The sequence below is a fragment of the Cellulomonas jepli genome, assembly GCF_047229345.1.
Classification (GTDB): Bacteria; Actinomycetota; Actinomycetes; order Actinomycetales; family Cellulomonadaceae; genus Cellulomonas_A.
Genome location: NZ_JBFTER010000007.1, coordinates 24,162 through 45,334 on the forward strand (window position 1 = coordinate 24,162; position 21,173 = coordinate 45,334).

Consider the following 21,173-nt stretch of genomic DNA (forward strand, 5'->3'; position numbering starts at 1 on the left):
CGCGGGATGGGACGATCGAGGGGATGAGTACCGGCGGCCCGCAACCCACGTCCCCGTACCGCCCCAACGCGAAGTACGTCCTCCTGCTCGGTGCGATGACCGCGCTCCCCGCGATCTCGACCGACATCTACCTGCCGTCCCTGCCCGACGTCGCCCGCGACCTCGGCACGTCGGCGACCGCGGCGCAGCTCACCATGACCGGGATGCTCATCGGCGGCGCCGTCGGGCAGCTCGTGATCGGCCCCACGTCCGACCGCTTCGGCCGCCGCGCGCCCGTGCTCGTCGGGATCGTCCTGCACGTGATCACGTCGCTGCTGTGCGCCGTCGCGCCGGGGATCGTCCCGCTCGTCGCGCTGCGCGTGATGCAGGGCTTCTTCAACGCGTCGGCCTCGGTCGTGGCCATGGCGGTGATCCGGGACCGCTTCGTCGGCGCGGACGCCTCGCGGCTGCTGTCCCGCCTCATGCTCGTGATCGGTGTCGCGCCGCTGTTCGCCCCGAGCGTCGGCGGCCTCATCGCGGGGGAGTGGGGGTGGCGCGCGGTCTTCGTCGCCCTCGCCCTGTACGGCGCGGCGCTCTGGGTCGTCGTCTGGCGGCGCCTGCCCGAGACGCTGCCCGTCGAGCGGCGCCGCGGGCCCGGCTTCGGCGCGGCGATCTCGGGCTATCGCGCGCTCCTGCGTGACCGGCACTTCCTCGCGCTCGCGGTCCTGCCGGGCCTGTCGGTCGCCGGGCTCATGAGCTACGTCGTCGGGTCCCCGTTCGTGCTCCAGGAGGGCTACGGGCTGTCGTCGCACGAGTTCGCGCTGCTGTTCGCGGTCAACGGCGCCGGGCTCGTCGTGGGCGCCCAGGTCAACGCGGCGCTCGTGCGCCGCTACGCGCCCGTGCGGATCCTGCGCGTCGTCCTGCCGATCTCGGTCGTGTTCTCGCTCGGGCTGTTCGCGGTGGGCGCGACCGGCGCCGGCGGGCTGCCGCTGCTCCTCGTCATGCTGTGGTTCCAGCTCGCGCTCGTGAACTTCACGCCGCCCAACGCCTCGGCGCTCGCGCTCGGGCGGCACGGCGCGATCGCGGGGACCGCCGCGGCGTTCATCGGCTCGTCGCAGGCCGCGATCTCGGGGACCATCAGCCCGCTCGTCGGCGTCCTCGGCGGCGACGCCCTCGCGATGACCGCCGTCATGGCCGGTTCCGCGGTGCTCGCGCTCCTCGTGCTCGCGCTCGGCACGCCCGCCTACCGCGCGGGCGGCTGGGGCACCTGACGCCGGCGGGACGCGTCGCGGCGAGCCCGTCCGCCCGCTCACCCCGCCGTCCGCCCGGTCGCCCGTCGTGCCGGTCGTCCGGCGGCCCGCCGCCGCCCGGCCTCAGCCGCGCGCCGACCCCCACGCGGTGAGCCGCTCGACCGCCTCGCGCAGCACCGGCTCGCGCTTGACGAACGTGAACCGCACCGCGGTGCGCAGCGCGGCGTCGGCCGCCGAGCCCGCGTGCGCGAACGCGCTCACGGGCACCCCGACGACGCCGGCGAGCTCGGGCAGCCGGCGGCACAGCGTCGCGCCGTCGGACACGTCCGCGCCGGCGCGGCCCGCGGCGATCAGCGCCGCGGCGTCCGCTACCACGAAGTACGTGCCCTGCGGGCGCACGACCGCGAACCCGGCGGCCTCGAGCCCCGCGCACAGCAGGTCGCGCCGCGCGGCGAGCGACGCCGCGAGGTCGCGCACCCAGGTCGAGTCGGGCCCGTCGCCGGTCTCGAGCCCGAGCGCGAGCGCGACGGCGGGCTGGAACGGCGCGCCCGAGACGTACGTGAGGAACTGCTTGACCGTCCGGACCGCCTCGACGAGGTGCGCCGGCCCGCTGACCCAGCCGATCTTCCAGCCGGTGAACGAGAACGTCTTGCCCGCCGAGGAGATCGTGAGGGTGCGCCCGGCCATCCCCGGCAGCGTCGCGACGGGCACGTGCACGGCGTCGTCGAACACGAGGTGCTCGTACACCTCGTCGGTCACCACGAGCGCGTCGTGCTCGGTCGCGAGCCGCGCGACGACCTGGAGCTCGGCGCGCGTCAGCACCGCGCCCGTCGGGTTGTGCGGGGTGTTGAGCAGGACGAGCCGCGTGCGGTCGCTGAACGCGGCGCGCAGCGCGTCCTCGTCGAGCCGGAAGCCGTCGGGCGTCGCCCGGAGCGCCGCGGTGGTGTGCGTCGCACCCGCGAGCGCGACGACCGCGGCGTACGAGTCGTAGAACGGCTCGAGCGTGAGCACCTCGTCGCCCGGGCCGGCCAGGGCGAGCACCGCGGCGGCCAGCGCCTCGGTCGCGCCCGTCGTCACGAGCACCTCGCGGTCCGGGTCCAGGACGAGGCCGTAGCGGCGCTCCTGGTGCGCGGCGACCGCGTGGCGCAGCTCGGGGATGCCGGGGCCGGGCGGGTACTGGTTGACGCCCGCCGCGATCGCCTCCTGCGCGGCGCGGGCCACCGAGGGCGGCCCGTCGACGTCGGGGAAGCCCTGGCCGAGGTTGAGCGCGCCGGTGCGGGCGGCGAGCGCCGACATCTCCGCGAACACGGTCGCGCGCGTGGTGCCGTCCGCCTCGAGCAGCCCGGTCGCGCGGGCGACGGCGCGCCAGCGTCCCTCGTCGGTCGGCATCGGTGCTCCTGTCCTCGGCGGGGCGACCCGACGAGGATAGGGCGGCGTGCCCGGGTCGGCCGGGCTCAGCCGATCCCCGCCGCGCCGGTGACCCCGGCGGCGACGACGAGCACGAGCGATCCCCAGGCCGACAGGACCCACCACTCGACGTGGCGTCGCCGCGTGCTGCGCGGCATCTCCTGTGTCTCCATGCCCGGAAGATCGGCAGCCGCACCGCGTGAGACAACAACCGGGCCGCGGGTTCAGCCGCTCCGCGAGGTTTTCACCCGTCGGTCGCCACGGCCCCCGCGATCTGGTTCCGGAGCTTCTCGACCTCGGCCGAGAGCGTCTCCAGCGTGACCTCGGCCTTCGTGTCGGTCGAGTCGATCGCCGACTCGACCTGCGTGCGCGCGTCCGCCAGCGCGGCCTCGGCCGCCGCGAGCTCGTCGCGCGTGGCCTGCGTCGCCTCGGCCCCCTCGGCGGACGCGGCGTCGAGCGCGGCCTGTGCCTGGTCGACCGCGGACGACGCACCCGTCACGGCCTCACCGACGGCGGCGCTCGCCTGGTCGTCGAGCTTGCTCGCCTCGGCCTGCGCGTCGGTGATCGCGTTGCGGACCTCCTGCGCCTCCGCGTGCGCCGCGTCGATCTGGCCCTGGAACGAGTCGATCGCCGCCTTCGCGTCGTCCACGGCGGTCTCGGCCTGGTTCGTGAGCTCCTGCGCCTCGGCGCACCCGGTGAGCGCGAGCGCGCCCGCGAGCGTCAGGACGGGCAGGGCACGGGCGGCGCGGCCGAGGCGGGGGGATGACGTGCGCACGGGTGGCTCCTCACAGGTCGGGGGCCCCCAGTGTGCCCGGTATGTCCCCTCGCCGCCGCCGGTACGACGCTCCGCGGACGGCGCGTCGTGCCGGCGCGGTCCGGCCGGCGGAACCGGGACGGCGTGCCGGCCACGCCGGTGCCGCCCGCGTGGCCCAGGGCCGGGACGAGACGCGGCGCCGGGCATGGCAGCGCCCCGCCCGCGCGGCCGGTGGGCACACGCGGACGGGGCGCTGCGGCGAGCAGCCGGACCCACGGATGGGGGTCAGGCGGGGACGGACTTCTCCGTCCCGGCCGAGGTCACGGCCTCCTGGGGTGCGTCACCACACGCACCCTGCTGCTCGCGGCGGCCCCGGACGTCGGAGAGCGACGTGCCGTAGTAGGCCGCAGTCATCAGGTCCTTCATGTCGGCCAGCATCGGCATCCGCGGGTTCGCGGGTGCGCACTGGTCCTCGTAGGCGCCCATCGCCACCTCGTCGAGGCGGCCGAGGAACTCCTGCTCGTCGACGCCCTGAGCCTGGAACGACGCCGGGATGCCGACCTTGGAGCGCAGCGCCTCGACGGCCAGGGCGTAGGACTCGACGCCCTGCTCCGGGGTCTCGGCCGGGAGCCCGAGCATCGCCGCGATCTGCTGGAAGCGCTCCGGGGCGACGTAGTGCTCGTACTTCGGCCAGCTCGTGAGCTTGGTCGGGACGGTGCCGTTGTAGCGGATCACGTGCGGCAGGAGCGTCGCGTTCGTGCGGCCGTGCACCAGGTGGTGCGTGGAGCCGATCACGTGCGCCATCGCGTGCACGATCCCCAGGAACGCGTTCCCGAAGCTCATGCCGGCGATCGTCCCGGCGTTGTGCATCTTCTCCCGCGCGTCGGACGTCTCGGGGGCGCCCGGCGTGCCGTTCACGCTCTGCGCGAGGTTGTCGAAGATGAGCCGGATCGCCTGCAGCGCCATCCCGTCGGTGAAGTCGTTCGCGTACACCGACACGTACGCCTCCGTGGCGTGCGTCAGGGCGTCGAAGCCCGAGTCGGCGGCGAGCGAGCGCGGCATCTTGGCGGTCAGGACCGGGTCGATGATCGCGACGGACGGGGTCAGCGCGTAGTCGGCGAGCGGGTACTTCTTGCCGGCGTCGGGGTCGGAGATGACCGCGAACGGCGTGACCTCGGCGCCCGTGCCCGACGTCGTGGGGATGCAGACGAGCTGCGCGAGCTCGCCGAGCACCGGGAACTTGAAGGCGCGCTTGCGGACGTCGAAGAACTTCTGCTTCAGGTCGGAGAAGGTGATCTCGGGGTGCTCGTACAGCAGCCACATGACCTTCGCGGCGTCCATCGGCGAGCCGCCGCCGAGGGCGATGATCGTGTCGGGGCGGAAGTGGCGCATCTGCGCGGCGCCGGCCTGGACCGTGCGGACGCTCGGCTCGGGCTCGACCTGGTCGATGATCTGCAGCGCGACCTTGCCGGGGCGGCGGTTCAGGACGTCGATGATCTTGTCGACGAAGCCCAGGGTCGTCATGGTCGCGTCGGTGACGATCGTGACGCGCTCGACGTCGGGCATGTCGGTGAGGTAGCGGATCGCGTTCGGCTCGAAGTACGTCTTCGCGGGGACCTTGAACCACTGCAGGTTGTTGTTGCGACGGCCGATCCGCTTGATGTTCACGAGGTTGACCGCCGAGACGTTGTTCGAGACCGAGTTGCGCCCGTACGAGCCGCAGCCGAGGGTCAGCGAGGGGATGAAGGCGTTGTAGATGTCACCGATGCCACCGAGCGAGGACGGGGCGTTGGTGATGATCCGGACCGCCTTGCAGCGCGTGCCGAACTCCTCCATGAGGGCCTCGTCGCGCGTGTGGATCGCGGCGGAGTGGCCGAGGCCGTCGAACTCGACCATCTGCTCCGCGTAGGTGATGCCCTGCTCGGTCGTCGTGGCCTTGAGCACCGCGAGGACGGGGCACAGCTTCTCGCGCGTCAGCGGCTCGTCGGGGCCGACGCCGCTGACCTCGGCGAGGATGATCGAGGTGTCGGAGGGCACGGAGAAACCGGCCTGCTCGGCGATCCACTGCGGCGACTGGCCGACGACGGGCGCGTTGAGCTTCGCCTCGCCGCAGCTCTTGCCCTTGGCCTCGACGCCGAAGATGAACTTCTCGAGGAGGGCCTTCTCCTTCGTGTTCGCGCGGTACGCGTGCAGGACCTTGAACTCGGCCATCGCCTCGTCGTAGATCTCCGCGTCGATGATGACGGCCTGCTCCGAGGCGCAGATCATGCCGTTGTCGAACGCCTTGCTCAGCACGACGTCGTTGACGGCCCGCTTGAGCTTCGCGGTCTTCTCGATGTAGGCGGGGACGTTGCCCGCGCCGACGCCGAGGGCCGGCTTGCCGCACGAGTAGGCGGCGCGGACCATCGCGTTGCCGCCCGTCGCGAGGATGAGCGCGACGCCGGGGTGGTTCATGAGGGCGTTCGTCGCCGCGAGCGACGGCGTCTCGACCCACTGGATGCAGTTCTCGGGGGCGCCGGCGGCGACCGCGGCGTCCCGCACCACGCGGGCGGCGGCGACCGACGACGCCTGCGCGGCGGGGTGGAACGCGAAGATGATCGGGTTGCGGGTCTTGAGCGCGATGAGCGACTTGAAGATCGCGGTCGACGTCGGGTTCGTCACCGGGACGACGCCGCAGATGACGCCGACGGGCTCGGCGATCTCGGTGATGCCCGTGATGTCGTCGGTGCTGATGACGCCGACCGTCTTGAGCGAGGACATCGAGTTCGTGACGTGCTCGCACGCGAAGATGTTCTTCACGGCCTTGTCCTCGAAGACGCCGCGGCCGGTCTCCTCGACCGCGAGCACCGCGAGCTGGCCGTGCTGGTCGAGCGCGGCGACCGACGCCTTCTTGACCAGGTGGTCGACGTCCTCCTGCGTGAACCGCGCGTACTCGGCGAGCGCCTTGGTGGCGCCCGCGACGAGCGCGTCGATCGCGGTGGTGGTGCCGGTGTCGGTCCCGGTCTCGGTGGTGCTGCTCACGGGGTGCTCCCCACGTCTCGTCGGTGTGGTGTGAGGGCTTCCTCGACCTCGTGACACCCACGCTAGGAGCGGGTCCCGCGGGATCCCTGCGCCGAAGGTCCCGATCGTCCGGGGCCCGGCGGCGCCCGCGGGGCGCCCTGCAGACGCGCGTCGACGCCGCCTGGGACCGGGGTCCTACGGCGGTCGCCGACCGTCTCGTGCGCACCGCCCCGGACGTCCGCGGGCCGGGCCCGGGCGCCCCCGGCCCGCGTCAGACCCGGTTGACCCAGGACGCCGCGAGCGCCTCGTCCTCGAGGTCGAGCTCGCGCAGCACGCGGCGCATCACGACCTCGTCGAGCTCGCCCGCGTCACGGCGCTCGACGAGCACCTCGCGCTGGGCCCGGACGAGGTCGCGGCGCAGCTGCTGCCCGCGCCTGCCGGCCAGCGGAGCCGGCACGAGGCGGCCGGGCGCTCCGTCGCCGTCCTCGCCGCGCTGCGTCCCGCCCTCGGGGTCGATCATCGCGGCGGCCGCCCGGGCACGTGCGGTGGTCGCGCCGACGAGGCGCTGGACGAGCCGCGCGGCCTGCTCGTCGCCGAGCTCGCGCGCCCACTCCGGGGTCCGCTCCTCGAGCACCCGCCGGACGGCGGCGGCGGTCGCGACCCGCAGCTCGGCCTCCTGGGTCGCGTCGCGCGCGTCCTCCTCCTGCGACCCGACGCCGAGCCGGCGGATCACCCACGGGAGCGTGAGCCCCTGCAGCAGCAGGGTGCCGATCGCGACGGTGTACGCGACGAGCTGCAGCGAGGCCCGGTACGGGAACTCCTCGCCGTCGACCTCGGCGGGCACCGCGGCGGCCGCGGCGAGGGTCACGACGCCCCGCATGCCCGCCCACGAGACCACGGCCGACTCGCGCGCCGTCAGCAGGTCGGCGGGCCGGTCGCCCGCCGCGCCGGCGTGGCGCCGGCGGCGCACGTGCCCGGTCGCGAGCACGTAGACGGGGCGCACGAGCAGCGCGGTCCCGAGCACCGCGAGCGCGACCAGCGCGGCGCTCGCGAGGCCCTCGTGCGAGCGGCGGACGTCGTCGATCAGCCACGGCAGCTGCAGGCCGATGAGGGCGAACGTGAACGCCTCGAGCGGCAGGACGAGCGTCGACCACAGCGGCGCCTGGAACAGGCGCGTCGCGAACCCGGCGCGCGGCGCGGTGTGCCCGAGGTACAGCCCCGCGGCGACGACCGCGAGCACGCCCGAGCCGCTCAGCGCCTCGGCCGACCAGTACGCGGCGAACGGGGTCAGCAGCCCGACGGCCGACGCGACCACGGGGTCGTCGAGCCGCATGCGGGTCTGGTGCACGACGACGCCGAGCCCGAGACCGATCGCGACGCCGACCACGACCGCGAGCGCGAACACGCCGGCGCCGCCCGAGAACGCCGCCGTGCCAGTCACGACGGCGGCGAGCGCGACCTTGTACAGCGTGAGGGAGGTCGCGTCGTTGATCAGGCTCTCGCCCGAGAGCATCGACATGACCCGCCGCGGCAGCCCGAGCCGGCGCCCCACCGCCGCGGCCGCCACGGCGTCCGGCGGCGCCACCACGGCACCGAGCACGAGCGCGACGGCGAACGGCAGGCCGTCGACCATCAGCCACACCACGAGCGCGACGGCGAACGCGCTCACCAGCACGAGCCCGACCCCGAGCCGCAGGATCGGCCCGACGTAGCGGCGGACGTCCTGGTACGAGCTCTCGGTCGCCGCGGAGTACAGCAGCGGCGGCAGCACGAACTCGAGGATCAGCTCCGGGTCGACCTCGTAGCGCGGGACCCCGGGCACGAACGACACGGCCAGCCCGACCGCCACGAGCACGAGCGGCGACGGCCACCCCCAGCGCCGGCACACCGCGGTGACGGCGACGGCTCCGGCGACGAGGACGAAGATCTCGACGTGGTGCATGCGGCTCCCCGTGCGGTCGGCGTGCGCACGAGCCTAGGTCGGGGCCGCGGCCCGCGCGCGGCCGCCTTGCAACCGCGCGCGCGTGATGCGCTACTGGACGGCGCGGCCCGTGGGGGTCGTCGACCCGCGGACAGGAGACCCATGGCTGAGCAGGACCACGTCGAGCTCGTCGACCCCGACGGGACGGCGTCCGGCGTCGCGCTGGTCTCCCAGGCGCACGCCGCCCCCGGGCTCCTGCACCGCGCGTACTCGGTGCAGCTCGTGGACGGCGAGGGGCGGCTCCTGCTCCAGCAGCGCGCCGCCGTGAAGCGGCGCTTCGCCGGCCTGTGGTCGAACTCGACGTGCGGGCACCCGGCCCCCGGCACGACGCTCGCCGACGCCGCGCGGGTGCGGGTGCGCGAGGAGCTGGGCGTCGACGTCGACGGGCTCGTCGAGGTCGGGGCCTTCCAGTACAGCGCGCCCGACGCCGCGTCCGGGCACGTCGAGCGCGAGCACGACCACGTGCTCGTGGCCCGGTTCGACGGCGCCCTGTCCCCGGACCCGGACGAGGTGTCCGACGTGCGGTGGGTCACGCGCGAGGAGGCCGCGGGGCTGGTCGCGGCGGGGGAGACGACGCCGTGGTTCGCCCAGGTGCTGGCGCTCGCGTCGCCCGAGGTGCCCGCGCGGGGCTGAGCCGCCCGCGGTGGGGCTAGCCGCTCGCGCCGGGCTGAGGCGCCCGTGGTGGGGTCGAGCGGCCCGGGAGCCTGCGCGTGCGCAGGGCCGCCCGGCCGCGTCGCCCGGGCAGCCGTGCCGGCCGACCGGGTGCCCCCTACGTCGTGCCCTCCGCGTGCTCGAGCGGCCGGTCCAGGATCGCCGCGAGCCGCGCGACCTCGGCGCCGAGGTCGTCGCCCCCGACGGAGCCGCGGTCCACCGACGTCTCGACCGTGCCGCCGCGCACCGCCCAGGTGCCGACGACGACGCCGCCGCGCACGACGAGGTCGGCGCCGCGGCTGACGCTGGCGCGCAGGTCCGCCGGCACGACGTGCACGTCCGCGGTGCCGGGGCCGAGCACCCACTGGTCGTACCGCGGCAGGAGCCGCACCGCGTCCGTCGGCCGGGCGGCGGCGAGCCCGTCGAGGTCGTCCCGCACGATCCACCGCGGCTCGCCCCCGACGTCGACGCTCACGAGGCTGTCGCAGCCCTCGACCCACCGCCGGACGTGCGTCCGGCGCACGCCCAGGCCCTCGACGAGCCAGTGCGCGAGGTTCTGCTCGGACGCGGGGCCGTACGCGCGCACGTACTGCGCGACGGCGCGCGGCCCGGCCTCCTCGACGTCGGGCAGCCCCGGCCACCCGGGCACGGCGTCGAGGCGCTGCAGCGTCATCGCGCCGTCCCGCGACGGGCCGAGGCTCAGGTCGCCCTGCCACGCGAACGGCTTGAGGAAGGTCGCCGCCGGGTCGGTGACCGCCGCGCCGAGGTGCGCGAACCGCGCCTGCGCCGTGACGGCAGCGGCGAGCCCGGCGCGCGTCAGCGGCCCGTCCGTCAGCGCCTCGCGCACCGCGGCGCGCAGGTCCGGCCAGTCGTCCGGGGTGAGCCGGTAGGAGCTCTGCCAGCCGGGACGCTCCCACATCCGGCTCGCGGCCCGCAGCGCGAGCGCGTCGGCGGCGTGCCCGGGTGTCATCAGGTGCACGGCGCCCCGGTGGGCGAACGTCCGCACGAGCCGGCCCTCGTCGAGCGCGCGGGCGAGGTCACCCGGGGCGGACGACCGGCGGCGCGTGCGGGTGCCGAGCTCGGCCCAGGCCGGGTCGAGCTGTGCGGCGACGGCACCCAGGGTCGCGACGACGTCGGCGGCCGAGGTGGAGCCGACGGGCTCGAGGAGCTGACGCTGCAGGCGCCACGCGAGGGCGGCCGGCCACGAGAGGGAGAGCACGGGCCGACGCTACTGCCGGGCCACCCCGGCGGGGGAGAGCCGGCCGTGACGTGCCGGGTGATGAGGAGGGGTGCCCGCGAAAGGACTCGAACCTTCGACCTTCTGCTCCGGAGGCAGACGCTCTATCCACTGAGCTACGCGGGCCTGCGCCGGTCGTGCTGGCGCGGTGCACGACACTACCAGCCCCGACGCCCCGGCGGTTCGGACGGGCGGTACCCGGAGCCGTCGGGCGGCCCGGCCCGGGTGGCGGGCCGGCGCAGCCGGGTGCCGGTGGGTCAGCCGCGCCCGACGAGCGCCGACAGGTACGTCTCGACCTCGGTCATCGCGGTCTCCTCGTCGCCGGCCACGATCGCCGCGACGAGGTCGTCGTGCCCCGCGTCGCCGAGCGCGGGGCGCTCGAAGTTGAACCGGATGTTCTCGCTGATCGCGTCGATCAGGCTCTCGTACAGCGAGAGCAGCACCGGGTTCCGGCCCGCGCGCGCGATCGCGAGGTGCAGCGCGAGGTCGGTGCTCACCATCTCGTCGAGGTCGCCGCCCGCGTACGCGACCGCGCGCTGCTCGCGCAGCCGCTCGAGCGTCGTGACGTCCGTGGCGGTGCGTCGCCGGGCCGCGAGCCGCGCGGCCTCGACCTCGAGGCTGCGCCGGACCTCGACGACGTCGCGCTGGCGGGCGTCGGCGATCTGGCGGCCCATCGTCACCGCGAGCTCGGACGTCGAGAGGACGTAGGTGCCCGAGCCCTGCCGCCGCGCGAGCAGCCCGGCGTGCACGAGCGACTGCACGGCCTCGCGCACCGTGTTGCGCCCGACCCCGAGGAGCTCGGCGAGCGCCGGCTCGGGCGGGATGCGCGTGCCGACGGCCCACTGGCCGGAGGTGATGCGCTGGCGCAGCGTGTCGACGGCGTTGTCGATCAGCCCGGTGCGGCGTGTCATCCCGTCCCTCTTCGCGTCCGTGACGACCTGCCGCGGTGCGGGCCGCAGGTCGAGTGCCGGTGCAGTCAACACCGTGCACGGTGGTGACCGCCAGGGACCGGGGACCCCCGGATCCGGACGAGCGTCCGGTACGTGCGCGAGGCGGGGTGCGCGGGTGGCCGCGACGGCCTCCCGGCGGCTCGGGAACGGGCGTCGGGGAGCGCCCGACCGGCGGAATCCTGTCGGGGTGCCCGGCCCGCGCTCGGTACCCTGGGCCGGTGACCCCCGCTGAGCTCTCCCAGGCCCTCCGTGCTGCCCTCGTGGCCGCGGTCGACGACGGCACGTTCGCCCTCGACGCCGCGCTCGTCCCCGCCGAGGTCCACGTCGAGCGACCCCGTCAGCGTGAGCACGGCGACTGGGCGACCAACGTCGCGATGCAGCTCGCGAAGAAGGCCGGCACCAACCCGCGGGCCTTCGCCGAGGAGCTCGCGCGCCGGCTCGCCGAGCACCCCGGCGTCGCGAAGGTCGACGTCGCCGGTCCCGGCTTCCTCAACATCACGCTCGACGCGGCGGCGGCCGGCGAGCTCGCCCGGTCGATCGTCGAGCAGGGCACGGCGTACGGGCGCAGCGAGACGCTCGCGGGTCAGCGGATCAACCTCGAGTTCGTCTCGGCCAACCCCACGGGCCCGCTGCACATCGGCGGCGTGCGCTGGGCCGCGGTGGGCGACTCGCTCGCCCGGGTGCTGCAGGCGTCGGGCGCCGACGTCACGCGCGAGTACTACTTCAACGACCACGGCGCGCAGATCGACCGGTTCGCGCGCTCGCTCGTCGCCCGGGCCCGCGGCGAGGAGGCCCCCGAGGACGGCTACGGCGGGCAGTACATCACCGACATCGCCGAGGCCGTCGTCGCGGACGCGCTCGCGGCCGGCGAGCCCGACCCCCGCACGCTGCCCGACGCCGAGGCGGTCGAGGCGTTCCGCTCGCGCGGCGTCGAGCGCATGTTCGGTGAGATCAAGGCCAAGCTGCACGACTTCCGCGTCGACTTCGACGTGTACTTCCACGAGGACTCGCTGCACGAGTCGCAGGCCGTCGAGCGCGCGATCGCCCGCCTGCGCGAGCTCGGGCACATCTTCGAGACCGACGGCGCGACGTGGCTGCGGACCACGGAGTTCGGTGACGACAAGGACCGCGTCATCGTCAAGTCCGACGGCGAGGCCGCGTACATCGCGGGCGACCTGGCGTACTACCTCGACAAGCGCGAGCGGGGCTTCGACCGCGCGATCATCATGCTCGGCGCGGACCACCACGGGTACATCGGCCGGATGATGGCGATGTGCGCGGCCTTCGGGGACACCCCGGGCGTCAACCTCGAGATCCTCATCGGGCAGATGGTCAACCTGCTCAAGGACGGCGAGCCGGTCCGGATGTCCAAGCGCGCGGGCACGATCATCTCGCTCGACGACCTCGTCGACGCGGTCGGGATCGACGCGGCCCGGTACGCCCTCGCGCGCTCGGCGGCGAACTCGCAGCTCGACATCGACCTGGACCTGCTCGCGAGCGCGACCAACGAGAACCCCGTGCACTACGTGCAGTACGCGCACGCCCGCACCGTGGGCGTCGGGCGCAACGCGGCGGACTCCGGCGTGGACCGTGCCGCCGGGTTCGACCCGTCGCTCCTCGACCACGAGGCCGACGCGGTCCTGCTCGGCCTGCTCGCGCAGCTGCCGCGCGTCGTGACCCAGGCCGCGGAGCTCCGCGAGCCGCACCGCGTCGCCCGGTACCTCGAGGAGGTCGCCGGCGCCTACCAGAAGTGGTACGAGCTGCGCCGCGTCACGCCGCTGGGCGACGAGGAGGTCACGGACGTGCACCGCACGCGGCTGTGGCTCAACGACGCGACCCGCCAGGTCCTCGCGAACGGCCTCGAGCTCCTGGGCGTGAGCGCGCCCGAGCGCAAGTGACCGGCTCGCCCTGGTCGAGCGGCGTCGCCCGCACGGCCGACGGCTCCGTCGCGGTCGCCGGCGTCGACGTGCGGGCGCTCGCGGCCGAGCACGGGACCCCGGCGTACGTGCTCGACGAGGCCGACTTCCGTGCGCGGGCCCGGGCGTACCGGGACGCGTTCGCCGCGGCGTTCGAGCCGCTCGGCACGGGCGTCGACGTGTACTACGCGGGCAAGGCGTTCCTCTCGGTCGCCGTCGCGCGGTGGGCCCACGAGGAGGGGCTGCGCGTCGACACGTCGACGGGCGGCGAGCTCGCGGTCGCGCTGCGCGCCGGGCTGCCGGGCCCGGAGATCGGGCTGCACGGCAACAACAAGTCGGACTCCGAGCTCGCGCGTGCGCTCGCCGCGGGGGTCGGCCGGATCATCGTCGACTCGTTCGGCGAGGTCGAGCGGGTCGCGGCGGCGGCACGCGCGCACGGCGGCGGCCCGGCACCGGTCATGGTGCGCGTCACGACGGGCGTGCACGCCGGCGGCCACGAGTACATCTCGACCGCGCACGAGGACCAGAAGTTCGGGCTCTCCCTCGTCGCGGGCCCGGACGGTGGCACGAGCCCCGCGATGGCCGCGCTGCGCGCCGTGCTCGAGCTCCCCGAGCTCCACCTGCTCGGCATCCACTCGCACATCGGCTCCCAGATCCTCGACCCGTCGGGCTTCGAGGTCGCCGCCCGCAAGGTCCTCGCGCTGCGTGCCGAGCTCGCGCGCGACACCGGCTACCTCGTCCCCGAGGTCGACCTCGGCGGCGGCTACGGCATCGCCTACGTGCCCGGGGAGGTCCCGCTCGACCCGGCCCGCGTCGCCAAGGACCTCGCGTCGACGGTCGACGCGGTGTGCGCGGAGCTGTCCACGCCGCTGCCGCGCCTGTCGATCGAGCCGGGCCGGGCGATCGTCGGGCCGACGACGTGCACGCTCTACACGGTCGGCACGGTCAAGCCCGTCGCGCTCGACGACGGCCGCACGCGCCTGTACGTGGCGGTCGACGGCGGCATGAGCGACAACATCCGCCCCGCGCTGTACGGCGCCGCGTACCACGCGGAGGTCGTCTCCCGGACGAGCAGCGAGCCCGGCGTGCTCGCGCGCGTCGTCGGCAAGCACTGCGAGAGCGGCGACATCGTGGTCCACGAGGTGCAGCTGCCTGCCGACGTGCGGACCGGCGACCTGCTCGCGGTCGCCGCGACGGGTGCGTACGGCCGCTCGATGGCCTCCAACTACAACCACGTGCCGCGCCCGCCGGTCGTCGCGGTGACGGACGGTGCCACCCGCGTGCTCGTCCGCCGCGAGACCGAGGACGACCTGCTGGCGCTGGACCAGGGCTGAGGGCCTGGCGGCCAGGCCCCTATCCTGTGACGCGGCCCGACGGACCCGCGGCGCGCGCGTGCCGAGCAGCACGCACCGCCCCGGGCGGACGGGCGGACGAGACCGACGCACCACCCAGGAACGACCGAGCGGGCGCAGCCCCGAGGCGGAGGCCGACGCAGTGACAGCAGCCGACGGGCAGGCAGGCGCCCCGACCGACGAGCGCACCGGCGAGCCCCGCGCGACGCCGCTGCGCGTGGCCGTGCTCGGGTGCGGCGTCGTGGGCACCGAGGTCGTGCGCCTCCTGACGACCCAGGCCGACGACCTCGCCGCCCGCACCGGGGCCCGGCTCGAGGTCGTCGGGATCGCCGTCCGCGACACCGCGACCCCGCGCGACGCGGTCGTCGACCCGGCGCTGCTCACGACCGACGCCGAGGAGCTCGTCACGCGCGCCGACGTCGTGATCGAGGTCGTCGGCGGCATCGAGCCCGCGCGCTCGCTCCTGCTGCGCGCGATCGAGCACGGCGCGTCGGTGGTCACGGCCAACAAGGCGCTGCTGGCGCAGGACGGCCCGACGCTGTACGCCGCCGCGGACGCCGCGGGCGTCGACGTGTACTTCGAGGCCGCCGTCGCGGGCGCGATCCCGATCGTGCGCCCGGTGCGCGAGTCGCTCGCGGGCGACCGGGTGCGCCGCGTGCTCGGCATCGTCAACGGGACCACCAACTACGTGCTCGACCGCATGACGACCGAGGGGCTCGACCTCGACCAGGCCGTCAAGGAGGCGCAGGCGCTCGGGTACGCGGAGGCCGACCCGACCGCCGACGTCGAGGGCTTCGACGCCGCCGCGAAGGCCGCGATCCTCGCCTCGCTCGCGTTCCACACCCGCGTGTCCATCGACGACGTGGACCGCGAGGGCATCACCGCGATCACCGCGGACGACGTCGCGTGGGCCGAGCGCACCGGCTACGTCATCAAGCTGCTCGCGATCGCGGAGCGCCGCGACGAGGGCGTCCAGGTGCGCGTGCACCCCGCGCTCGTCCCGGTCGCGCACCCGCTCGCGGGGGTCCGCGGGGCGTTCAACGCGGTGTTCGTCGAGGCCGAGGCCGCGGGCGAGCTCATGTTCTACGGCCGCGGCGCGGGTGGCGCCCCCACGGCGTCCGCGGTGCTCGGCGACGTGGTCTCGGCCGCGCGCCACCGGGTGCTCGGCGGCAAGGGCCCGGTCGAGTCGTCGTACGCCGGACTGCCCGTGCTGCCCGCGTCGTCGGCGCGCACGCGCTACCAGGTCCGCCTCGACGTGCAGGACCGCCCGGGCGTGCTCGCGCAGGTCGCCGCGCTGCTCGCCGACCACGGCGTCTCGATCGAGGCGGTCCGCCAGGCGCCCGCGCCGCTGGGGCCCGACGGCGGCGACGGTCTCGCGCGCCTGATCATCACGACGCACGAGGCGTCCGAGGAGTCGCTCGCGGCCACCGTCGCCGCGATCACCGAGCACGAGGCGGTCCGCCGGGTGCTGTCCGTGCTGCGAGTCGAGGGAGTCTGATGGCCCACCAGTGGCGAGGCATCATCGCCGAGTACGCGGACCGGCTGCCCGAGCACGTGCAGCGCAAGGTCGTCACGCTCGGGGAGGGCGGCACGCCGCTCGTCCCCGCGCCGGCGCTCTCCGAGCTCACGGGCGCCGAGGTGCTCCTCAAGGTCGAGGGCATGAACCCGACCGGCTCCTTCAAGGACCGCGGCATGACCACGGCGATCTCGTCGGCGGCCGGGCGCGGCGCCAAGGCGGTCGTGTGCGCGTCGACCGGCAACACGTCGGCGTCGGCCGCGGCCTACGCCACGGCGGCCGGGATGCTGTGCGCGGTGCTCGTGCCGGACGGCAAGATCGCGATGGGCAAGCTCAGCCAGGCCATCGCGCACGGCGCGCGCCTGCTCCAGGTCGACGGCAACTTCGACGACTGCCTCGTCGCGGCCCGCAAGCTCGCCGAGGTGTACCCGGTCGAGCTCGTCAACTCGGTCAACCCCGACCGCATCGAGGGTCAGAAGACCGGCTCGTTCGAGGTCGTCGACGCGCTCGGCGACGCGCCCGACATCCACGCGCTGCCCGTCGGCAACGCGGGGAACATCACGGCGTACTGGCGCGGCTACCGCGAGTACGCGGGGCTCGACGCGGGCGAGCAGCACGGCGCCGTCGCGACGCGCACCCCGGCGATGTGGGGCTTCCAGGCCGCCGGCGCGGCGCCCATCGTCTCGGGCCACCCCGTCGACCAGCCCGAGACCATCGCGACCGCGATCCGCATCGGCAACCCGGCGTCGTGGCAGCAGGCGGAGGAGGCGCGCGACACCTCGGGCGGCCTGATCGAGGCCGTCACCGACGAGCAGATCCTCGCCGCGCACCGCATCCTGTCGAGCCAGGTCGGCGTGTTCGTCGAGCCCGCCTCGGCCGCGGGCGTCGCGGGCATCCTCATGCTGGCGGAGCAGGGCCGGGTCCCGGCGGGCGCGCGCATCGTCGTGACGGTCACGGGCCACGGCCTCAAGGACCCGCAGTGGGCGCTCAAGACGGCCGACGGCTCGGAGATCGTGCCCGTGCGCGTCAGCGCGGACGTCGTGTCGATCGCCGACGCGCTCGAGCTCTCCTGAGCCGCGCGACCATGCGCCTCGGTCACCACCACGTCCGCGCGCGCGTCCCGGCGACGAGCGCGAACCTCGGCCCCGGCTTCGACGCGCTCGGGCTCGCGCTCGGCCTGCAGGACGACCTCGAGGTGCGCGCGCTGGGCTCGTCGGGCGTCGTGGTCGACGTGACGGGGGAGGGCGCCGACTCGGTGCCGCGCGGCGAGGACCACCTCGTGGTGCGCGCGCTGCGGCTCGCGCTCGACCACGTCGGTGCCTCGCAGACCGGCCTGCACCTGACGTGCACCAACCGCATCCCGCACGGGCGGGGGCTCGGCTCGTCGGCGGCCGCCGCGGTCGGCGGGCTCCTGCTCGCGCGTGCGCTGCTCGCGGACCCCGAGGCGCTCGACGACGACACCGTGCTCGGCCTCGCGACCGAGCTCGAGGGCCACCCGGACAACGCCGCGCCGGCGCTGCTCGGCGGTGCGACGATCGCGTGGCTCGAGAGCGCGGACGAGCGGGCGCCGGGCGGGCACGCGGGCCGCGGCGCGGGTGCCGGGGTCGTCCGACCGGACGGCACCGACGGTCGCGACGCACGGACCGCGACGTCGTCCTCGCCGGCGGCCCGTCCGGACCGTCCCCGCGCGGTCCGCCTCGACCTCCACCCGGACGTCGCCCCGCTCGTCGTCGTCCCGGCGACCGAGCTGTCGACGCGCCGCGCCCGCGGCGTGCTGCCGGCGAGCGTCCCGCACACCGACGCCGCCCAGCAGGCCGGGCGTGCGGCGCTGCTCGTCGAGGCGCTCGCGCGCCGCCCCGACCTCCTGCTGCCCGCGACCCGCGACTGGCTGCACCAGCCCTACCGTCGCGACGTCATGCCGGACAGCCTCGCGCTCGTCGACGCGCTGCGGGCGCACGGCGTCGCGGCGGTCGTCTCCGGCGCCGGGCCGACGGTGCTCGCGCTCGCACGCGTGCGGCGGGACGCCGCGGGGACGGCTGTCGGCACCGACGCGGACGCCGTGGTCGACGACGCGTTCGGGGGCGTCATGGGTGGCTGGACCGTGCTGCGCCCGGACGTCGACCTCGCCGGCGGGAGCGCCTGGCCCGTCGGCTGAGGTCTCGCCCGCGCGGACTCCGGCGTCGTCCTCGCGGGGTGCCGGGACCGCGCCGGACCGCTCTCGCGACCCCGGCCGAGCGGGCGACGAGCGGGCCGCCACCCGGTCGGGTGAACATGTGTCCAGGAGCGGGCGATATCACACGCGGTGGTACGATAACGCTGTTCCCCGGATCTCGTGCTCCGTCACGTTCCCGTCTCTCCACACCCGCACACCTCAGCCTCGAGGGTGCGCGACGGGCACCCGCGAGCCCAGCCGGGAGCGATCCAGCCCACGTGCGCAGACGTCGTCGTACGCAGCGCGTGTGGCTCCAGCAACGATCCGGCCGCTCAGGACCGGACGTAGGCCGAACCCGCAGACCGGGTGAGTGCCACCGACGAGGGGGAAGGGTCCTTCGTGACAGACACCATCGAGTCCGCCGTGAGCGCCAGCACCGGTGGATCGAGCCGCAGCGCCGCGATCTCGGCACTGCGGCTGCCCGAGCTCCAGGCGCTCGCCGCCGAGCTCGGCGTGACCGGGACGTCCAAGATGCGCAAGAGCGACCTCGTGGACGCCATCAAGACCAAGCGCTCGGGCGGCCGCGCGCCGGCGCCCCAGGCGCAGCCGGCTGCCGAGCAGCCGACGCTCGCGGGGGTCACCGCGGAGAGCGCGCCCGAGACCTCCCCTGAGCCCGCCCGCGCGGCGCGCAGCGGCGGTCGCCGCGCGAGCCGTCGGGAGGAGGCCCCGCGCGTCGACCAGGCGGAGCCCGCCGAGCGGAACGCCCCGGACGGTGACGTCCCCGTCCGTGTCGACGCCCGGCTCGAGGCCGTCGAGCGCACGCTCGACGCGCGCCTCGCGGGGGAGACCCGGGACGAGCGGGCGGCACGGGCCGCCGAGGCCATCGCGCCGCTCGCGGGTGAGCGGCGCTCGCGCCGGTCGGGGCGTGGCGCCGGTGCGCCGCGCGTCGAGGCCGGTGCCGACGTCGAGGTGCGTCCCGAGGTCGAGCAGGGCGGCCAGCAGCGTGACGGCGGGCAGCAGCGCGACGGCGGCCAGCGTGACGCCGGCCAGCGCGACGGCGCGCAGCAGCGTGAGGGTCAGCAGCGCGACGGCCAGCCGCGGCAGAACCGCGACCAGAGCCAGGCCGCCGGCAACCAGGCGCTCCTCGAGGACGACGAGCGAGGCGGCCGTCGGCGGCGCTCGCGCGACCGCTACCGCGACCGTGACCGCACCAAGCCGCAGCGCGGCCGCGGTGGCCGGGCCCCGGGCAGCGACCTCGCCGGGTACGAGGAGATCGAGGTCAGCGAGGACGACGTCCTGCTGCCCGTCGCCGGGATCCTCGACATCCTCGACAGCTACGCGTTCGTCCGCACGACCGGCTACCTGCCCGGCCCGAACGACGTGTACGTCTCGCTCGGCCAGGTCAAGAAGGCCGGCCTGCGCCGCGGTGACGCCGTCACCGGCGCCGTCCGCCAGCCGCGCGAGGGCGAGCAGCTGCCGCAGGGCAACGCCGCGCGGGCCAAGTTCAACGCGCTCGTGCGCCTCGACTCGGTCAACGGCCTGCCGCCCGAGGAGGCGCGCCAGCGCGCCGAGTTCTCGAAGCTCACGCCGCTGTACCCGCAGGAGCGCCTGCGCCTCGAGAGCGAGCCGAACAAGCTGACGCCGCGCGTCATCGACATCGTCGCGCCGATCGGCAAGGGCCAGCGCGGTCTGATCGTGTCGCCGCCCAAGGCCGGCAAGACGATCATCATGCAGCAGATCGCCAACGCGATCACCACGAACAACCCCGAGGTCCACCTCATGGTCGTGCTCGTCGACGAGCGCCCCGAGGAGGTCACGGACATGGAGCGGACGGTCAAGGGCGAGGTCATCGCCTCGACGTTCGACCGCCCCGCGTCGGACCACACGATCGTCGCGGAGCTCGCCATCGAGCGGGCCAAGCGCCTCGTCGAGCTCGGCCAGGACGTCGTCGTGCTGCTCGACTCGCTCACGCGGCTGTCGCGCGCCTACAACCTCGCGGCGCCCGCGTCGGGCCGCATCCTCTCGGGCGGTGTCGACGCCTCGGCGCTGTACCCGCCCAAGCGGTTCTTCGGTGCGGCGCGCAACATCGAGCACGGCGGCTCGCTCACGATCCTCGCGTCGGCGCTCGTGGAGACCGGCTCCAAGATGGACGAGGTCATCTTCGAGGAGTTCAAGGGCACCGGGAACATGGAGCTGCGGCTCTCGCGGAACCTCGCCGACAAGCGCATCTTCCCGGCGGTCGACGTCAACGCCTCGGGCACGCGCCGCGAGGAGATCCTCATGGGGTCCGACGAGCTCAAGATCGTGTGGAAGCTCCGCCGCGTCATGGGGGCCCTCGACCAGCAGCAGGCGATCGAGCTCCTGCTCGGCAAGCTGCGCGAGACCCGCTCGAACGCGGAGTTCCTCATGCAGGTGCAGAAGACGACGCCCGGCACGGGCAACAACGACTGACGCACGTGCGCCGCGCCCGGACCGGGTGCGGCGCACGTGGGTCGTCACGACCCCGCGAGAGGACGGCGGCGGGTCCGGGAAGGTTTCCGGCCTCCGCTGTGTTCTGGCACAATGTTCCGTTGGTCTGCGGTTCACGTGTGCGGTTCGCGTGCACGACCCGGAGACGACCCAGCGAGGAGAACCCTGTGAAGTCTGACATCCACCCCGCGTACGTGGTCACCCAGGTGACCTGCACCTGCGGGAACACGTTCACGACCCGGTCCACCGAGACCTCGGGCCAGATCCGCACCGACGTGTGCAGCGCCTGCCACCCGTTCTACACGGGCAAGCAGAAGATCCTCGACACCGGTGGCCGCGTGGCCCGGTTCGAGGCGCGCTACGGCAAGAAGCCGGCCGCGGCGCCGGCCGCCGACACCTCGGCCGAGTAGCGACCTGACAGCGCCGGTGCCCGGCGGACGACTGCCCTCCATGGCAGTGTCCGCGCGGGGCACCGGCGCTGTTCGTCTGCCCAGGGCGTGATGCCCGGCGGACGAGCCGGTCCCCGGGCACCACCAGCCCTCGCACGCCGTGCCCCCCC

The 21,173-nt window shown here is 75.0% G+C and carries 16 protein-coding genes and 1 tRNA gene; 9 read left to right on the forward strand and 8 right to left on the reverse strand.

The features are described from left to right. Window positions 1-23 precede the first annotated feature (23 nt). The gene (locus tag AB6N24_RS02860; RefSeq protein ID WP_412867926.1) at window positions 24-1,250 is read left to right on the forward strand and encodes a multidrug effflux MFS transporter; all 1,227 of its coding nucleotides are present in this window, start codon (window positions 24-26) and stop codon (window positions 1,248-1,250) included. 102 nt (window positions 1,251-1,352) lie between these two features. Here AB6N24_RS02860 and AB6N24_RS02865 read toward each other — a convergent pair whose 3' ends face one another. The 5 genes from AB6N24_RS02865 to AB6N24_RS02885 all read right to left on the reverse strand — a co-directional run bounded on the left by AB6N24_RS02865 (window position 1,353) and on the right by AB6N24_RS02885 (window position 8,332). Then, complete coding sequence (locus tag AB6N24_RS02865; RefSeq protein WP_412867927.1) at window positions 1,353-2,618, reverse strand: pyridoxal phosphate-dependent aminotransferase; 1,266 nt, start codon at window positions 2,616-2,618, stop codon at window positions 1,353-1,355. Window positions 2,619-2,683: 65 nt separating this feature from the next. Then, entirely contained in the window at window positions 2,684-2,809 is a 126-nt protein-coding gene (locus AB6N24_RS02870; protein ID WP_141372749.1) for a molybdopterin oxidoreductase, read from the reverse strand. A gap of 71 nt (window positions 2,810-2,880) precedes the next feature. Continuing rightward, entirely contained in the window at window positions 2,881-3,411 is a 531-nt protein-coding gene (locus AB6N24_RS02875) for a hypothetical protein (protein WP_412867928.1), read from the reverse strand. Between the two features lie 264 nt (window positions 3,412-3,675). Continuing rightward, complete coding sequence (gene adhE / locus AB6N24_RS02880; RefSeq protein ID WP_412867929.1) at window positions 3,676-6,411, reverse strand: bifunctional acetaldehyde-CoA/alcohol dehydrogenase; 2,736 nt, start codon at window positions 6,409-6,411, stop codon at window positions 3,676-3,678. Between the two features lie 250 nt (window positions 6,412-6,661). Next, window positions 6,662-8,332: a cation:proton antiporter gene (locus AB6N24_RS02885; RefSeq protein ID WP_412867930.1), complete on the reverse strand. Its 1,671-nt coding sequence runs from the start codon at window positions 8,330-8,332 to the stop codon at window positions 6,662-6,664. 141 nt (window positions 8,333-8,473) lie between these two features. Between AB6N24_RS02885 and idi the strand changes: the two genes are divergently transcribed. Next, window positions 8,474-9,004 carry an isopentenyl-diphosphate Delta-isomerase gene (idi, locus tag AB6N24_RS02890; RefSeq protein WP_258723917.1) on the forward strand — a complete coding sequence of 177 codons (531 nt, stop codon included), beginning with the start codon at window positions 8,474-8,476 and terminating at the stop codon, window positions 9,002-9,004. Between the two features lie 136 nt (window positions 9,005-9,140). Here idi and AB6N24_RS02895 read toward each other — a convergent pair whose 3' ends face one another. The 3 genes from AB6N24_RS02895 to AB6N24_RS02905 form a co-directional block, all read right to left on the reverse strand. After that, a complete protein-coding gene (locus AB6N24_RS02895; RefSeq protein WP_412867931.1) occupies window positions 9,141-10,241 on the reverse strand; it encodes a DNA glycosylase AlkZ-like family protein in 1,101 nt (366 codons plus the stop codon). A gap of 71 nt (window positions 10,242-10,312) precedes the next feature. Continuing rightward, window positions 10,313-10,385 (reverse strand) — tRNA-Arg (locus AB6N24_RS02900). A gap of 131 nt (window positions 10,386-10,516) precedes the next feature. Beyond that, a complete protein-coding gene (locus tag AB6N24_RS02905; protein WP_412867932.1) occupies window positions 10,517-11,170 on the reverse strand; it encodes a FadR/GntR family transcriptional regulator in 654 nt (217 codons plus the stop codon). 257 nt (window positions 11,171-11,427) lie between these two features. Between AB6N24_RS02905 and argS the strand changes: the two genes are divergently transcribed. From argS to rpmE, 7 genes are all read left to right on the forward strand, one after another. Next, a complete protein-coding gene (gene argS, locus AB6N24_RS02910) occupies window positions 11,428-13,107 on the forward strand; it encodes an arginine--tRNA ligase (RefSeq protein ID WP_412867933.1) in 1,680 nt (559 codons plus the stop codon). After that, window positions 13,104-14,459: a diaminopimelate decarboxylase gene (gene lysA, locus AB6N24_RS02915; protein WP_412867934.1), complete on the forward strand. Its 1,356-nt coding sequence runs from the start codon at window positions 13,104-13,106 to the stop codon at window positions 14,457-14,459. The genes argS and lysA overlap by 4 nt, the downstream gene beginning before the upstream one ends. A 229-nt stretch (window positions 14,460-14,688) precedes the next feature. After that, window positions 14,689-15,975 (forward strand): homoserine dehydrogenase, encoded by a 1,287-nt coding sequence (locus AB6N24_RS02920; protein WP_412867965.1) that lies wholly within the window; start codon window positions 14,689-14,691, stop codon window positions 15,973-15,975. Then, on the forward strand, window positions 15,975-17,066 hold the full coding sequence (gene thrC, locus AB6N24_RS02925; RefSeq protein ID WP_412867935.1) for a threonine synthase: 1,092 nt from the start codon (window positions 15,975-15,977) through the stop codon (window positions 17,064-17,066). Before AB6N24_RS02920 ends, thrC begins: the two co-directional genes overlap by 1 nt. Before the next feature lie 11 nt (window positions 17,067-17,077). Continuing rightward, window positions 17,078-18,148: a homoserine kinase gene (gene thrB, locus AB6N24_RS02930; protein ID WP_412867936.1), complete on the forward strand. Its 1,071-nt coding sequence runs from the start codon at window positions 17,078-17,080 to the stop codon at window positions 18,146-18,148. A 396-nt stretch (window positions 18,149-18,544) separates the two neighbouring features. Next, window positions 18,545-20,596, forward strand: a complete 2,052-nt coding sequence (gene rho, locus AB6N24_RS02935; protein ID WP_412867937.1) for a transcription termination factor Rho — start codon at window positions 18,545-18,547, stop codon at window positions 20,594-20,596. 185 nt (window positions 20,597-20,781) lie between these two features. Further along, window positions 20,782-21,024, forward strand: a complete 243-nt coding sequence (gene rpmE, locus AB6N24_RS02940) for a 50S ribosomal protein L31 (RefSeq protein ID WP_412867938.1) — start codon at window positions 20,782-20,784, stop codon at window positions 21,022-21,024. Window positions 21,025-21,173 lie beyond the last annotated feature (149 nt).

Coding starts and splice junctions, on each gene's coding strand:
- AB6N24_RS02860 (WP_412867926.1), top strand. CDS start 24: ATGAGTACCGGCGGCCCGCAACCCACGTCCCCGTACCGCCCCAACGCG.
- AB6N24_RS02865 (WP_412867927.1), bottom strand. CDS start 2,618: ATGCCGACCGACGAGGGACGCTGGCGCGCCGTCGCCCGCGCGACCGGG.
- AB6N24_RS02870 (WP_141372749.1), bottom strand. CDS start 2,809: ATGGAGACACAGGAGATGCCGCGCAGCACGCGGCGACGCCACGTCGAG.
- AB6N24_RS02885 (WP_412867930.1), bottom strand. CDS start 8,332: ATGCACCACGTCGAGATCTTCGTCCTCGTCGCCGGAGCCGTCGCCGTC.
- idi (WP_258723917.1), top strand. CDS start 8,474: ATGGCTGAGCAGGACCACGTCGAGCTCGTCGACCCCGACGGGACGGCG.
- AB6N24_RS02905 (WP_412867932.1), bottom strand. CDS start 11,170: ATGACACGCCGCACCGGGCTGATCGACAACGCCGTCGACACGCTGCGC.
- thrC (WP_412867935.1), top strand. CDS start 15,975: ATGGCCCACCAGTGGCGAGGCATCATCGCCGAGTACGCGGACCGGCTG.
- thrB (WP_412867936.1), top strand. CDS start 17,078: ATGCGCCTCGGTCACCACCACGTCCGCGCGCGCGTCCCGGCGACGAGC.